The sequence below is a fragment of the Flavobacterium cerinum genome (assembly GCF_024496085.1).
Lineage (GTDB): Bacteria > Bacteroidota > Bacteroidia > Flavobacteriales > Flavobacteriaceae > Flavobacterium > Flavobacterium cerinum_A.
On sequence record NZ_CP101751.1, the window covers coordinates 202,655 to 217,923 of the forward strand.

Consider the following 15,269-nt stretch of genomic DNA (forward strand, 5'->3'; position numbering starts at 1 on the left):
TTTCAAAAGTTAGCAGGTATAAATATTTAACTCAGCTATGCCTACGAGATTCGAGTGAGGCTAGAAAAATCGGTTTGTGATACAACCGTTCATCTGGCCGTTTGCAGGAACGTGGCAAACTGGTAAGATGTATTAATCCACTTCATCATAATCAATCTACCATAATTCTACTATTTAGCTATTTTGGAAGGTAATTTTTCGGTGTTTCAATATTTAATGGTAAGGGGGCTATTTATGGAATAGTATAAAAATACCTGCTAACTTTTAGAATGGTTAGCAGGTATAAATTTTTGTTTTAGCAAAGCCCACGAGATTCGAGTAAAGGGCTAGAAAAATCGGTTTGTGAAACAACCGGACATCTTGCCGTTTGCAGGAACGTGGCAAACTTCCTAAGATATTCTAAGGTTGCTTCGTCAAAATGTACTCTCCATAAGGAAGGCGCATTTCATCCGGAGACCCATCCGGTTGCATAATGGAGTTATCGCTTTTATATATTTTAACAATTATTTTTTCGGTACCGTTGTCATTTTTATATCGTAAAATAATAGAGCTGCTTAAATATCTTCTATCTGGATCATAAAACGAAAGCTTAATTCTGCGTTCATTCTGCGTACAATCATTACATACCGGGTAAGTATTTTTTTTCCAAATTAAATTTCCGGAAATATTATGATCGTCACCACTTAGTGAATTATCAGCAAGTAATGATAATGTATTTATAATTTCAGTCCCGTTACTGATGTATTTGTATTCACCAATTAACAAATCCTGATAGTAATTTTTATATTCGAAGTACTCGAATGTTTTCTTCGCAAAAGAAATTGTAAGTGATGTATTTCCGTTTTGGTATTTCCATGTACCAATATATTTAGCAAAATCATTATCAACATCTTTATTATAAGTATTGTTTCCGTATGCTGCATCACTATCACTGGCAATTGGTACTATGACTTGCGCCTTACACGATAAGCAAGCTACTAACAGGAAAAATTTAAGAATTATTTTCATATCAATATTAGTTACAGTTTATTTCATTAATAGGTTTGTTTGTATTAGCCTCAGGATTATCGTTGAGAGCTAATTTAGTCCATTTTGTTAGATTATCGTCAGCTTTATACAATGAAAGTTGTAAACCATTGTCTTTTAGGAACTCTAAAAATATTTTTTGATAATTTGCTAATGCAAAACTACTGTTATCAATTTTTTGATATTTTTTTTCTAACGCTCTCACAAAGCTTTCACGTTTTTTATTACTTGAATAAATTTCTCTTAGTTTTTCCATCGCTTGAACATTGTCGGCAGATATCGCATATACGCCCATATTAGAAACAAGTAAATGAACCGGTATTAAAGGGTTGGAAATCCCACCGTTTGAAGCGTAATTATGCCTTTGATAAAATTTGTCCAATAAAAACAGATCAGCTCCTGAAAACAATGAGAAATGACCGTTTAGGTGACAATGTACACCGCCAAAAACTAATGGGAAAGTGGAATAATTTACGTTATTCTCACCTGTATTTGCTTCGGGAACTTCTGATACGACAAGATTTCCTTTACCATTATAGGATAAATTATACCCTTGCTCTTTAACGCCGGTTAAAGCCTGTTCTGTTTTTAATTTTTTTATTGCTTCTTTAAAATTAAAGCTTTTAAGGAGTTCATTTAACTTTTCGCAATGTAAAGGTGGTTCTACCCATTCCTCTACAGGTGCAGTAATAATAACCGGGCATCGATGACAATTATTAGGAGGTGTGCCTTCTGCCGGAGGGTCACCGCCCCCGCCGCCAATTGGAGCAATAACAACAGGGTCATCACCAAAATCGCCACCGCCAATATCTCCATTAACAGTATAACAGGTTGTAACAGGAGAATAAAATAAGTGATTTTGATCCTGACAGTCATTGGTAGCAACGTGTACACCGGTGTTTGTTGAACTCCATGCCTGATCGCACATCAAAATTTGCGCCGTAACACAGATTGTTGTTTTACCCGTTTCCGTAGTATTGTACACAATCGGTGTTATTTTTACTTGCCCTTTAAAATTAAAAGAATTATGCGCGGCAGGCGCTAACGGTTCACTTGGTGTATATTTTAGAATATAAGCACTTGGTTGTCCCAAACTATCTACGTTAATGACAAGGTTTTCAAAAAAATCGGGGTTACTGATTTCCCTCGTAATCTTAAAGGTATAGGAAGTTTTAGTACCATCTTCTATAACCTTGGCGCCATGTGGTACGATGGTGAAATTGTACTGGGCTTCCATTGCTGTACGGGATTTATCCCTATTGGCATAAACTTTATTATAGGCGGTTAGAAATTTACCTTCGCCCAATAATTTGTCAAGAGAAGATTCTCTTATTTTAATTTTTTCCGCATACTTTTCATTGCGGATAACTTCCTCGTTAAGCTCACAACCAGCAAGCATCACCAGGATCATAAAAATCCATACTTTAAAAATTGTTTTCATAATTGATCTTAAAATGCGTTTGCAAATATTGCCCTGTTAAACTCAATAGCATTACGGAAAAACCGTAATTAAGGCAGTTTGTACCAAAAAGCAGTGTAAATACGCACATGAACTATATTACTTTTCTTACAGTAAGTATCCTTGATGACTAAAACGTTACAAGCCAATAGGGTTAGCGACTTCGGAGCCAAACCGTACCACGATAGTGGCAAGGTTTTTTGTCGGACAAAAAGGTTTTTGTCCGACAAAAACACACCTTGCTATTGACAGGCGGCAATCTATTTTAGGTGTCGGACACCGCCGTTTTTTAGGAAGCTGAGTTCGGACAACGTGACCTTGCTATGGACAGATAGCAATCTGTTTATTTTGCGAATTAACACCAAACTTTTTAAGAAGATGAGAGCGAAAAAAATGACCTCGCCTAAATCCCGGCTTTGTAGGCGGATCGTTTACACACTAATGTAGCTTTTAAACCCGTTGATCAGGTATGTAGTACTGCGCAGTTACGCGCGCGTGCTTTAGCGTTTGTATGTACGAACGCTAGAATGCACAAACGCATAAGCACAAAAACTGTTTTCCAAAAGAAAACGGAAAAAGAAAGTCCCGTCAACCACTTGGACAGGGGCAGGCCGGCAAAAGGAAACGCAATAAGTCCCCTCCGGGGTGGGTTGTGAGTTTACGAGCAACCCATTATGGCGTAGTCTTTTGTCCGGTTTACCTGCACCGTCCAAGTAAATTTACTTTCCTTTTTGCGTATTCTTTTCTGGTAAGCACTAAACCAATCCCTTTGGATCATTACGGAAATCCTTTTGCACATTTTATCAGTTTTTGGAGTAAAGCTTTTTTGTGCCGCATGGATAGGGATGTTCTTGTGCTGATCCCGGACCGACGCCAAGGGGTACCAATGGGGTACCAACTTGATCTTGTACTTGACAGGTTATCTTATGATCAGTTACTTTGTCACTTGGATTATTATACCCGAAAAACGGCTTTTACCGTCAATAGGTTTTGAGGTAGGCTTTTAGGGTTGATATTCCAGTTTTTTACCGGGTTGGGATAAGGGTCTGACGACCTTTATCCCTTAATTGATAAAGTGTGCGTGATGAAAGAGGAAATGAGGAAGGAGATAACGCCACAAAGAGCAATTGAATTGCTCAGGCAGGATGGTATAGAAGTAGATGAGCAAAACGCTGCCCTGATACTTGAATTTTTATTTGAAATTGCTGAAATTGCTGTTGATCAATACTTTGAATCTGCTAAAAAATCAGTAAATTTACCCTAACAACCTGTTATACATAGGTTTACTTTCAGGCTTAATAATCAAATTATTTATCGTTATGAAGATTGCAGATTTATACATTCGTGTAAGTACGGATGAACAGGCAGATAAGGGCTATTCACAACGTGATCAGGAAGAAAGGTTGCGTAATTATTGCAATATAAATGGAATAAAGGTACGTAAGGTTCTGTATGAGGATCATTCGGCCAAGACATTTATTCGCCCGGCTTGGACAAGTTTATTAAATGACTTAAAAAAGCATAGAGGGCAATCTGATCTGGTACTTTTCACAAAATGGGACAGGTTCAGCCGTAATACCTCGGATGCTTACATGATGATCAGTCGGCTCCGTACTCTAGGGGTAGATCCGCAAGCAGTAGAGCAGCCCTTGGATATGTCCATACCGGAAAGCAAAATGATGTTAGCTTTTTATCTTGCTGCCCCAGAGGTTGAAAATGACCGAAGGGCTTTAAATGTATTTTATGGTATGCGTAGGGCAAAGAAAGAAGGGCGGGTAATGGGTATAGCCCCAATAGGCTATTGTAACAAAGTAAGTGAAACGGGCAAGAAATACATAGCGGTTCGGGAAGATGAAGCCGAAATTATACGGTGGATATTTAAAGAAATTAGCCTTGGTAGGCTAAATTCAGAACAGATATGGAAAATGTCTAAGGAAAAAGGTCTGAAGTGCAGTAAAAATTCATTTTGGGTATCAATTCGTAATCCTGTCTATTGCGGAAAAGTTTTTGTCCCAAAATACAAAGATGAAGAAGCCCAACTTGTTCAGGGGCAGCATGAGCCACTGATTACCGAATCATTATTTTATGATGTTCAGGATATTTTGGACGGACGTAAGAAAGTATTTAGAACAACTGCTAATGTTAATAATTCGGAATTACCACTTCGTGGTCATTTAATATGTCCATTATGCGGAAAACTCCTTACGGGTAGTGCGTCCAAAGGACGTAGTAACTATTATTACTATTACCATTGCCGATTAGGGTGCAAGTTCCGTGAAAAAGCTACTGAAATAAATGACAAGTTTATCGAGGAGCTAAAAAGATATGTCAAACCACTGCCTGTATTAAAACTTTATAAAGAAACTATAGTACTGGCTTATCAAAATAGAACCAAAAATAATCGTTCTGATATTCATCTGATCAAAACACAATTAAAGGAATCAGAAAACCGAATTTCAAAAGCTAGGGATATGCTGTTGGAAGGCCATCTGGAACCGGACGATTACAAAAAGATCAAAACCGAGGGAGAGGAAAAAATAAGAAGACTTGAAGCGAGTTTGACAAGTGCTAATGAGTCAGTTCCGAATATCAAACCTTTGTTGGAATCAGCAATATCCAATATTTCAGGATTAGATGTACTCTATGAAAAAGCCAGTATTGAACGTAAAAGAAAGATTATAGGTTCGATCTTCCCGGAAAATCTGACTTTTGTGGGTTCGGAAGTTCGAACCGTAAGAGTTAATGAAGCTTTGAGACTTATGTTATTGCTTTCCAGTGAATTAGGTGGTAAAAAAAATGGAGCAAATCTGTCTGTTTTAGATTTGCCCCAAGATGTGACCACGGAGGGGTTCGAACCCCCAACCCTCAGAGCCGAAATCTGATATTCTATCCAGTTGAACTACGCGGTCATTTTTAATCGGACTGCAAATTACGCAATCTAATTTGATTTTTGCAAATTATGCCAAAAGCTTTTTTACAATTGTTGAAATTGTTTTTCCGTCGGCTTTTCCTGCCAATTCTTTAGAAACAACTCCCATTACCTGTCCCATGCTTCCCATTCCGGAGAATCCGCCTTCACTGATAATTTTTGATACAATTGCTTCTACTTCAGCTTCAGATAATTGTGCCGGTAAAAACTTTTCGATTACGGCTACCTGAGCTAATTCCGGTTCCGCTAAATCGGCACGTCCCTGCTCGCTAAAAATAGCCGCACTGTCTTTACGTTGCTTTACCAGTTTTTGTAATATTTTTATTTCGTCTTCTTCTTTTAATTCCTGACCCGCTCCGGAAGTCTGTGCTAGTAAAATTTCTGATTTTATCGCACGTAAAGCTTCAAGTGCTACGGTATCTTTGGCTTTCATGGCTGTTTTCATTTCGTCCATGATTTTCGTCTGTAAGCTCATATTCTTTTTATTTTAATTATCTGTACTACCCGAAATCACGTTATATCGTATTCTGACTACGATTTTTCTTTTCGGAATTGCATTGCGAATATATAAAAAATAACCCGGAATCAAGCCTGATTCCGGGTTAAAGGTTTCTCAAATGTAGGTTAGTTAGTCTACGTTATCATGTAAGAAAGAGTTATTAGAACGCAACTGTAAGTCGTCGTTACTATCTATTCCTAATGACATACGCGATTTGCTGTTGTCCACAGGAGCCGAATGTAAATCTACTCCCATTCTTTTATATGCCGGTTCTTTTTCCAATTCATTAACACGTGAAGCACTGTTATTGAATTTATAATTGAACTCTTTCATTTTTCTTTTACGCTCTTCGGCTCTCATTCGAAGCGTTTCTTCGATTGTCATTTCAACCGGAGAGATTTCGTCGAAGCTATTTGGCGCTTGAGTTGGCTCAACTTTACGCATTGTAAAGTTTAACTCTTCTGCAATCGGTTCTTCTTTTACCGTTTCAACGGGTTTAGAAGCCAATAATTCATTTTCTTTCTCCATATAATCATCCAAAGAGTATTTTACCACTCCGGACTGGTTTACTTCCGTTACCGGAACCACCTGTACCGGCTGATTCACTTGAATATCTTTGGTTTCATTACTTAAGTCGAAAACAACACGTTCGCGGCTTGGTGTACTTACCGGCATGTCGAATGAAAAGGTAATTTGTTCTTCCACTTTCGGCATTACAAATTGCGGTTCGATTACCTCAATTTCACGTACATCTCTCATTACCGGAGCCGGTGCTTCTTCTTTAACCGGGGAAACGATTTCAAAAAACACATCCAGGTTATTGATAAAATCCGATGTCGGTAATTCTTCTTCAATTACTGCTGCCGGTTGTTTTTTTTCGTAAACTTCCACTTCCTCTTCTTCAAGGGCGAAAACGATTTTCTCTTCCGGTTGTTCCGGCGTAATATCGTTAACGATAGCCTGAGGTGTCGATTTTTCTGTCGGTGTTGAAAAATCAAATGACGGCACAAACGGCTGATTTGATAAATCCTGAACCAATTTTTGCTCACCCTCTAATGTGTGGATAATTTTTTTTGGCTCAGTATTTACGATTTCGGCTTGTTGCTCTACGTTAAATCCCGTTGCAATAATTGTTACAGCAATAGCATCACCTAAAGATTCGTCTTCACCAACCCCCATGATGATATTCGCATTATAACCTGCTTCTTCCTGAATATGGTCGTTGATTTCTCCGATTTCGTCAATTGTGATCTCGTTTGTACCTGATACGATCAATAACAATACGTTTTTCGCACCTGTAATTTTATTATCGTTCAATAACGGTGAATCCAATGCATCTACGATAGCATCTTTAGCTCTGTTTTCTCCGTTTGCCACTGCCGATCCCATTATTGCCGTTCCACTGTTGGACAATACGGTTTTGGCATCTTTTAAATCGATATTTTGTGTATAGTGGTGTGTAATTACTTCGGCAATACCTCTTGATGCGGTTGCTAATACTTCATCCGCTTTAGAGAATCCTGCTTTAAATCCTAAGTTACCGTATACTTCTCTTAATTTATTATTATTGATAACGATTAAAGAGTCAACTTGCTTTCTTAGTCGTTCAACTCCTAATAACGCCTGTTCCTGACGTACTTTCCCTTCAAATTGAAACGGGATCGTTACGATTCCTACTGTCAGGATATCTCTTTCTTTGGACAACTGCGCGATTACCGGTGCAGCACCTGTTCCGGTTCCACCACCCATACCGGCTGTAATAAATACCATTTTGGTATTAACGTCCAGCATTTTCTCAATTTCCTCGATACTTTCCAAAGCAGACTGTTGTCCTACTTCCGGATTAGCTCCTGCCCCAAGACCTTCTGTCAAATTAACGCCAAGTTGAATTTTATTAGGCACTGAACTACTTTGTAATGCTTGTGAATCGGTATTACAAACTACGAAGTCTACTCCTTTAATTCCTTGTTTAAACATGTGGTTAATGGCATTACTACCACCGCCACCTACACCAATAACTTTGATCACATTTGATTGGTTTTTTGGCAAATCAAATGCAATGCTTCCAAATTCTGAGTTGCTGTTCATATCGTATCGGTTTTATTCTGCGTTATCTAAAAATTCTTTAATCTTATCTATGTACTTATCGAAAAAGCCTCTTTTTATCTTTTCTTTTGTAGACTCAGGATCTACATCATTTTTTACATTAATCGGCTTAATCGGCTCTCGTTCTGCTATTATTTCTTCTTCCGGTTCCGGTTCGATTATAACCGGTTGTGGTTTCATCTCAACTTTTTGCGGTTCCGTTTTGATTTCGGCCAGTGGTGTTGCACTTTTTGTATTGTTTCGAATACTGTTCATCACCAATCCAACCGCCGTGGCATATAACGGGCTGGAAATTTCTTCATCGGAATTCCCGGCTAAATGCTCATTCGGGTAACCGATCCGGGTATCCATCCCGGTAATATATTCTACTAATTGTTTAATATGCTTTAATTGTGCTCCGCCTCCTGTCAGTACGATTCCGGCGATAAGCTTTTTTCTCGGATCTTCATGTCCGTAAGCTTTAATCTCGGCAAAAACCTGCTCTACAATCTCCACTACTCTGGCGTGAATTATTTTAGACAGATTTTTCAAAGAGATCTCTTTTGGTTCACGTCCTCTTAATCCCGGAATAGAAACAATTTCGTTGTCTTTATTTTCTCCCGGCCAGGCCGATCCGAATTTCACTTTTAAAAGTTCAGCCTGTTTTTCTATAATCGAACAACCTTCTTTAATATCGTCGGTAATCACATTTCCTCCGAATGGAATTACAGCTGTATGTCGGATAATACCATCTTTAAAAATGGCAAGATCCGTTGTTCCGCCTCCGATATCGATCAAAGCAACACCGGCTTCTTTCTCTTCCTGACTTAACACGGCATCGGCAGAAGCCAAAGGTTCCAATGTTAATCCGGATAAATCAAGACCGGAACTTTTAATACATCTTCCTACATTTCGGATAGAAGATGCCTGTCCAACTACCACGTGGAAACTCGCTTCTAGTCGGCCGCCATACATTCCGATCGGTTCTTTAATCTCCGATTGTCCGTCGATTTTAAATTCCTGCGGCAATACATGAATGATCTCTTCACCCGGCAACATTGCCAGTTTGTGAACCTGATTGATTAACAAGTCAATATCAGCATCTCCGATCACTTCTTCCGGATTATGACGACTGATATAATCACTATGTTGAATACTACGAATGTGCTGACCGGCAATACCAACCACCACATCGTTGATTTTATATCCAGAGTCGGCTTCAGCTTCGATAACAGCTTGCTGAATGGACTGAATTGTTTGTGTTATATTGTTTACAACACCACGTGCCACACCAAGGCTTTTGGATTTTCCAACCCCTAAAATTTCTAATTTTCCGTACTCATTTTTCTTGCCGATCATGGCGACAATCTTTGTTGTCCCAATATCTAAACCTACTGCAATACTCTCTTTTTCCATATTCTACTATTTGGTGCACACTACTTGTTGTGTAAACTTCAGATTAATTGTTTTATAATTTCCGATAAGGGTATCTTTTATCGCATGTTGAAAAAAGGCCTTATAGTTGTCAAACTTCTTATCTACATTGATCGTTCTTCCGAAAAGGATTTGATAATTGTAGTTTCGGTTTGTCATTATCAAGCTTCCCGTTGGCAAAATTTGTATCCCGGTGATGTTCTTTTTCAGAAAATCGTCATCGTAAATTTTTTTGATCAACTCGGTTACTTTTTCTTTGTTTTCGGAGTTTATTTCACCGGAAACCAAAGGAACCCGCGCTGCAAAATTATCCGACAAAGGCATCTGATTACCCTCATAGTCAATATAATAAGAACGCTCTCCATCGTTTATTCTCGCAATGGGTGTTTTTTGTGTTACGACAGCCTTTAAAGTCCCGTCAATAGTAGCAAAGACCTCCGCTTTTGCTATCATTTCATTACTGTCGAGAATATGCTCCAATCTATTCAAATCTAGCTTATCTTTCCTTATGCCCGTAACTTTGTTAAAATTTTGTATTAACAAGTTATCAACCGTTTCAGGTGTAATAAAAAGGTTATTGTCGCCTTGAAACCGCACTTCTGTTTTTTGCATATAGCGGGTTTCATTTCGCTTTGATGAAAAAGAGTACAGGAAAATCACTACTCCAATCATGAGTACCAATCTTACATCTGTCCATTTAATTTTTTTCATCATTTTATTATTTTTTTATTCTTCCAATGCTTTTTTAATATCCGGAACCATCTCTCCTACATCTCCTGCTCCAATCGTAACAATCACAGGTGCATCACTACCTTTTAACGCCGGAATTAAATCTTCTTTTGTGATTATTCTTTTATTATCATTCTCTATTTTGCCCAACAACCATTCTGATGTTACTCCTTCCATCGGTAATTCCCGTGCCGGGTAAATATCCATTAGCAAAATCTGATCGAACTGCGACAGGCTTTTGGCAAAATCATCTATAAAATCGCGTGTCCGACTATATAAATGAGGTTGAAATACCGCCAGTACTTTTTTCCCCGGATACAATTCCCGTACGGCCTGATGTACTGCATTAATTTCGGTCGGGTGATGTGCATAATCATCAATATAGACCAATTCCGGTTTTCGAATCTGGAATGAAAATCTTCTTCGTACTCCTTTAAAACTTAAAAGTGCTTTTGCAATATCATCATCCGAAATACCATAGGTTTTAGCCATAGCCAATGCCAATAAAGCATTTGTCAGATTATGTCTTCCCGGCAATCCGAACTTCAAGTCTTTTATTTCTCCGCTTGGTGTATTTACATCAAATACATACCATCCGTCGACGATTCTAATATTTTTAGCTGCAAACTGTGCGTTGTCATCGATACCAACTGTCACGGCATCAATCGGCAATCCGTTAGTTACAAACAGCTTATTTTTATCGGTTACCTTACCGGCAAATTCCAAAAACGAAGCCTCAATAGCCGCTTTATCACCGTAGATATCCAAATGATCCGCATCCATTGACGTCACACAGGCAATATCCGGATGTAAATGCAGGAACGATCGATCAAACTCATCCGCTTCTACTACCGTTACCGTTTTCCCGTCACCAATCAGGTTTGAATTGTAATTTTCTACAATTCCACCTAAAAACGCCGTCATATCCACTCCGCTCTCATACAACAAATGTCCCAGAATACTGGATGTTGTTGTTTTACCATGCGTTCCGGCCACTGCAAAACAGAAAGTATCTTTTGTAATAATCCCAAGCACTTCCGCTCTTTTTTTCACCACAAATCCGTTATCCAGAAAATAATTCCACTCCGTATGCTGCTTCGGAACCGCCGGTGTAATTACAACCAACGTGTTTTCTTTATTTCGAAACGCTTCGTCAATCAAATCAACAGTATCTTCAAAATGAATTTTGATTCCGCTTTCGATTAATTCGGCTGTAAGGTGTGTCGGCGTTTTATCATATCCGGCTACATTTTTTCCGATGTTTTTAAAATAACGGGCCAGAGCACTCATTCCGATGCCACCTATTCCGATAAAGTATACGTTATGTATTTGAGCTAAATTCATTATTCTGTAATAAACGCTTCTTTGTTATCGTATCCATTTCACAATCTCATCCACAATTTGTTTTGTTGCATTCGGCAACGCCAATTGTCTGATATTGTCACTTAATTGTTTTCTTTTTTCTTCACTTTTCAATAATTCCCGGAAAGTCTTTTCAAATTGTCCGTCTAATTCGGATTCTTTGATTAAAATCGCACCGTTTTTATCGGCAATCGCTTTGGCATTTTTCGTCTGATGATCTTCCGCCACATTAGGCGAAGGAATAAAAATAACCGGTTTACCTACTATACAAAGCTCTGAAACCGATGAAGCTCCCGAACGGGAAATTACGATATCAGCGGCTGCATAAACCAGATCCATACGATCGATAAAGGCCATTACCTGTACATTTTCCTTTTCTGAAAAATGTTTATATTCTTCAAAATACAGTTTTCCACATTGCCAGATAACCTGAACACCTTGCGCCAACATTCCGTCAATTTCTTTTGCGATCAACTGATTGATTCTTCTGGCGCCCAGACTTCCGCCTAAAACCAATATCGTTTTTTTAGTCGGATCCAGTTTAAAATGCGCAATAGCTTCTTCTTTCTTTTCTCCCGCCTCAATCAAATCCTGACGTACCGGATTACCTGTTAAATGCATTTTATCTTTCGGAAAAAATTGCTCCAGATTTTCATAAGCTACGCATATTGCTTTTGCTTTTTTACCCAACAATTTATTGGTAATCCCCGGAAAAGAGTTTTGTTCCTGAATAATGGTCGGAATATTCATTCCTGCTGCGACTTTTAAAACCGCTCCACTTGCAAAACCACCGGTTCCGATTACCACATCCGGCTTAAACTGTTTTAAAATCCCGTATGATTTGGTCAGACTGGAAATCAATTTTAGCGGAAACATCAGGTTCTGAACTGTCAATTTTCGCTGAATTCCCGCAATCCACAACCCTTTAATCGGGTAGCCGGCCTGCGGTACTTTTTGCATTTCCATTTTATCTTTTGCTCCTACAAACAGAATTTCGGCTTTTGGAAAGCGAACTTTTAATTCGTTGGCAATAGCAATAGCCGGATAAATATGCCCTCCGGTACCGCCTCCGCTAATGATGAATTTCGGGTTCTCTTTCATGGTATTCTTTATTTTTTATTTAAAACAGCATTCATCGGATTTTCTCCTACATCCTCAATCGAATAATCTTCTACTTCTTCCGTTTGCCCTTCTATTTCTTTATCGATCAATCGCTGCAATATTTCCTCTCGTTGTCGTTTTTCTTCTTCTTCCTGCGCGATTTCTTCTTCTTTTTTCGTTACACTAAGAATAATTCCCAGTGCGATACACGTCATCCAAATGGAACTACCTCCACTACTGATCAAAGGTAAAGTCTGTCCGGTGGTCGGTAATAATTCTACCGCTACACCCATGTTAACCAATGCCTGAAAGACAATCGGAAAACCGAGTCCGACGATCAGTAATTTTCCAAACATCGTTGGCGCTTTATGCGATGTAATCAGAAAGCGAAAGAACAGCATCAAGTACAAAAACAAGATTGACAATCCACCTAAAAGTCCGTATTCTTCTACAATGATCGCGAAGATAAAATCGGAAGACGATTGTGGTAAAAAGTTTTTCTGAATACTTTTTCCCGGTCCTACTCCGTATATCTTACCGGACGCTATTGCAATTTTTGCTTTTTCAATCTGATAATCGTCTTCATTCGGTTCATCGGAACTAAATCGTTCAATACGACTCATCCAGGTATCAACCCGGTTCGGCATTGCATCCGGGAAGGCTTTTGCCACCAGAACAAACATGATGAGTCCGGCTAATCCCGCTCCGACAATCACACCGAGATATTTCATCGGATATTTTCCCACAAATACCAACATACACACCATTGAAAATATCAACGCTGCTGTGGAAAAATTGGCCGGCAAAATTAATATTATTACTGAGAAAACCGGCAACCAAAGCTCGAAAAGTGAGGATTGAAATGTATATTCTTTTCCTTCTATTTTTGAGAGGTAACGTGCTACGTATACCATCAGTACAATCAGCGCCAGAGCGGATGTCTGAAAACTGACTCCGATAAACGGCACCTGAATCCAACGACTGGCATTGGCTCCTCCGATTGTTGTTCCCTGAACCATGGTATAAGCCAGTAACAGCACCACTATCGGCAAGGCTACTTTTGAGATCGCCTTAAAATAATGATACGGTGTTTTATGTACGAAATAGATCAGACAAAATCCGATAAAAATATGCACCAGGTGCTTCATCAGATACCCTACCGTTGACCCTTTTCCGACTACATAAACCAGGTTCGTACTGGCACTAAAAACCGGCATAAAAGAAAACAGGGCTAACAGGGACACAAATGCCCAGATCCCTTTATCTCCTTTTAAATGGGTTAATAATGCTTTCATTGTATTCTTTTTATTTTTTAAAGACTTTGTACCGCGTTTTTAAATTGCTTTCCACGGTCTTCGTAGCTTTCGAATAAATCGAAGCTGGCACAAGCCGGAGATAACAAAACCGTATCGCCTTTTTCTGCCATTTTCTGAGCGATTTTCACCGCTTCTGTCATGCTCGTTGTTTCCACCATTACATCTACTACATTACTAAAAGCGTCGATGATTTTGGAATTATCTACTCCTAAACAAACGATTGCTTTTACTTTTTCACGAACCAAAGGCATCAATTCAGCATAATCATTTCCTTTATCGACACCACCAACAATCCACACTGTTGGCGTAGTCATACTATCCAATGCAAAGAACGTAGCGTTTACATTCGTAGCCTTCGAATCGTTGATGTACTGTACATTTTGAATTTTCAGCACTTTTTCCAAACGATGTTCTACTCCCTGGAAGTCTGACAGGCTTTCTCTTATTGTTGCTTTTCGGATACGCATTAATTGCGCTACGGTTGTTGCTGCCATTGCATTTTTTACGTTATGTTTTCCTTCTAGTGCTAGTTCGTTTATAGGCATGATAAATGTTTCGTTATTGATGTTGGTATAAATCGTGTTGTCTTTTATATAGGCTCCTTCTTCGAGTGTTTTTGTCAGTGAAAAAGGAATTTTTTTTGCTCTTATTTTATTTTTCTCCAGCCATCCGGTTATTGCTTCATCATCGGCATCATAAATCAGATAATCGTCTTCCGTTTGATTTTTCGTGATTCGGAATTTAGCTTCGATGTACAGATTATAATCGTAATTATAGCGGTCCAGGTGATCCGGACTAATGTTTGTGATTACAGCTATATGCGGTTTGTAATCGATAACTCCGTCTAATTGAAAACTGCTTAATTCCAGAACATAGGCTTCAAACTTATTTTCTGCGATCTGCCAGGCGTAACTTTTTCCGATATTTCCGGCCAGTCCCACGTTTAACCCACCTTGCTTTAACAGATGATGTGTTAGCATTGTGGTGGTGGTTTTTCCGTTACTTCCGGTAATCCCGACCGTAACCACATTCGTAAATTTATTAGCGAATTCGATTTCCGAAATGATCGGTATATTTTTCTCCTTCAGTTTTTTTACTATCGGTGATTTATCCGGAATACCGGGGCTTTTCATCACCACATCCGCATTCAGTATTAAATCTTCAGTATGCATTTCTTCTTCCCAGGGAATCTGGTTCAGAATCAGAACTTCTTTGTAATTATTTTTAATTTTTCCGAAATCAGACAGAAATACTTCGTATCCTTTTTTCTTACCTAAGATTGCAGTACCGACACCGCTTTCTCCTCCTCCTAATACTACCAGCCTCATA

General features: G+C 38.8%; 12 protein-coding genes and 1 tRNA gene. 2 read left to right on the forward strand and 11 right to left on the reverse strand.

Going from position 1 to position 15,269, the window contains the following annotated elements; all coding sequences use genetic code 11:
- Window positions 1-399: 399 nt before the first annotated feature.
- Window positions 400-1,008: a DUF6705 family protein gene (locus NOX80_RS00805; protein ID WP_248755403.1), complete on the reverse strand. Its 609-nt coding sequence runs from the start codon at window positions 1,006-1,008 to the stop codon at window positions 400-402.
- Between the two features lie 7 nt (window positions 1,009-1,015).
- On the reverse strand, window positions 1,016-2,467 hold the full coding sequence (locus NOX80_RS00810) for a hypothetical protein (protein ID WP_256551452.1): 1,452 nt from the start codon (window positions 2,465-2,467) through the stop codon (window positions 1,016-1,018).
- 1,102 nt (window positions 2,468-3,569) lie between these two features.
- Between NOX80_RS00810 and NOX80_RS00815 the strand changes: the two genes are divergently transcribed.
- Both NOX80_RS00815 and NOX80_RS00820 read left to right on the forward strand, forming a co-directional pair.
- The gene (locus NOX80_RS00815; protein WP_256551453.1) at window positions 3,570-3,749 is read left to right on the forward strand and encodes a hypothetical protein; all 180 of its coding nucleotides are present in this window, start codon (window positions 3,570-3,572) and stop codon (window positions 3,747-3,749) included.
- 55 nt (window positions 3,750-3,804) lie between these two features.
- Window positions 3,805-5,367: a recombinase family protein gene (locus tag NOX80_RS00820; protein WP_256553046.1), complete on the forward strand. Its 1,563-nt coding sequence runs from the start codon at window positions 3,805-3,807 to the stop codon at window positions 5,365-5,367.
- Here the strand turns inward: NOX80_RS00820 and NOX80_RS00825 are convergent.
- The 9 genes from NOX80_RS00825 to murD all read right to left on the reverse strand — a co-directional run bounded on the left by NOX80_RS00825 (window position 5,321) and on the right by murD (window position 15,268).
- Window positions 5,321-5,394, reverse strand: a tRNA-Arg gene (locus NOX80_RS00825). The two genes, NOX80_RS00820 and NOX80_RS00825, sit on opposite strands and share 47 nt — an antisense overlap.
- A gap of 48 nt (window positions 5,395-5,442) precedes the next feature.
- Window positions 5,443-5,889: a GatB/YqeY domain-containing protein gene (locus NOX80_RS00830; RefSeq protein ID WP_256551454.1), complete on the reverse strand. Its 447-nt coding sequence runs from the start codon at window positions 5,887-5,889 to the stop codon at window positions 5,443-5,445.
- Between the two features lie 153 nt (window positions 5,890-6,042).
- Window positions 6,043-8,001 (reverse strand): cell division protein FtsZ, encoded by a 1,959-nt coding sequence (gene ftsZ / locus NOX80_RS00835; RefSeq protein ID WP_256551455.1) that lies wholly within the window; start codon window positions 7,999-8,001, stop codon window positions 6,043-6,045.
- Between the two features lie 12 nt (window positions 8,002-8,013).
- The gene (ftsA, locus tag NOX80_RS00840; protein ID WP_256551456.1) at window positions 8,014-9,414 is read right to left on the reverse strand and encodes a cell division protein FtsA; all 1,401 of its coding nucleotides are present in this window, start codon (window positions 9,412-9,414) and stop codon (window positions 8,014-8,016) included.
- Between the two features lie 6 nt (window positions 9,415-9,420).
- Entirely contained in the window at window positions 9,421-10,143 is a 723-nt protein-coding gene (locus tag NOX80_RS00845) for a cell division protein FtsQ/DivIB (RefSeq protein WP_256553047.1), read from the reverse strand.
- 15 nt (window positions 10,144-10,158) lie between these two features.
- Window positions 10,159-11,505: a UDP-N-acetylmuramate--L-alanine ligase gene (murC, locus tag NOX80_RS00850; protein WP_256551457.1), complete on the reverse strand. Its 1,347-nt coding sequence runs from the start codon at window positions 11,503-11,505 to the stop codon at window positions 10,159-10,161.
- 24 nt (window positions 11,506-11,529) lie between these two features.
- Window positions 11,530-12,624, reverse strand: a complete 1,095-nt coding sequence (gene murG / locus NOX80_RS00855; protein WP_256551458.1) for an undecaprenyldiphospho-muramoylpentapeptide beta-N-acetylglucosaminyltransferase — start codon at window positions 12,622-12,624, stop codon at window positions 11,530-11,532.
- An 8-nt stretch (window positions 12,625-12,632) separates the two neighbouring features.
- Window positions 12,633-13,919: an FtsW/RodA/SpoVE family cell cycle protein gene (locus NOX80_RS00860; RefSeq protein WP_256551459.1), complete on the reverse strand. Its 1,287-nt coding sequence runs from the start codon at window positions 13,917-13,919 to the stop codon at window positions 12,633-12,635.
- A gap of 17 nt (window positions 13,920-13,936) precedes the next feature.
- Window positions 13,937-15,268, reverse strand: coding sequence for a UDP-N-acetylmuramoyl-L-alanine--D-glutamate ligase (gene murD / locus NOX80_RS00865; RefSeq protein WP_256551460.1), 1,332 nt, complete (start codon window positions 15,266-15,268; stop codon window positions 13,937-13,939).
- Window position 15,269 lies beyond the last annotated feature (1 nt).

Bases quoted from the DNA above. Each gene is read 5' to 3' on its own strand.
- NOX80_RS00805 (WP_248755403.1), bottom strand. From the start codon at position 1,008: ATGAAAATAATTCTTAAATTTTTCCTGTTAGTAGCTTGCTTATCGTGT.
- NOX80_RS00810 (WP_256551452.1), bottom strand. From the start codon at position 2,467: ATGAAAACAATTTTTAAAGTATGGATTTTTATGATCCTGGTGATGCTT.
- NOX80_RS00815 (WP_256551453.1), top strand. From the start codon at position 3,570: ATGAAAGAGGAAATGAGGAAGGAGATAACGCCACAAAGAGCAATTGAA.
- NOX80_RS00820 (WP_256553046.1), top strand. From the start codon at position 3,805: ATGAAGATTGCAGATTTATACATTCGTGTAAGTACGGATGAACAGGCA.
- NOX80_RS00830 (WP_256551454.1), bottom strand. From the start codon at position 5,889: ATGAGCTTACAGACGAAAATCATGGACGAAATGAAAACAGCCATGAAA.
- ftsZ (WP_256551455.1), bottom strand. From the start codon at position 8,001: ATGAACAGCAACTCAGAATTTGGAAGCATTGCATTTGATTTGCCAAAA.
- ftsA (WP_256551456.1), bottom strand. From the start codon at position 9,414: ATGGAAAAAGAGAGTATTGCAGTAGGTTTAGATATTGGGACAACAAAG.
- NOX80_RS00845 (WP_256553047.1), bottom strand. From the start codon at position 10,143: ATGAAAAAAATTAAATGGACAGATGTAAGATTGGTACTCATGATTGGA.
- murC (WP_256551457.1), bottom strand. From the start codon at position 11,505: ATGAATTTAGCTCAAATACATAACGTATACTTTATCGGAATAGGTGGC.
- murG (WP_256551458.1), bottom strand. From the start codon at position 12,624: ATGAAAGAGAACCCGAAATTCATCATTAGCGGAGGCGGTACCGGAGGG.
- NOX80_RS00860 (WP_256551459.1), bottom strand. From the start codon at position 13,919: ATGAAAGCATTATTAACCCATTTAAAAGGAGATAAAGGGATCTGGGCA.
- murD (WP_256551460.1), bottom strand. From the start codon at position 15,268: ATGAGGCTGGTAGTATTAGGAGGAGGAGAAAGCGGTGTCGGTACTGCA.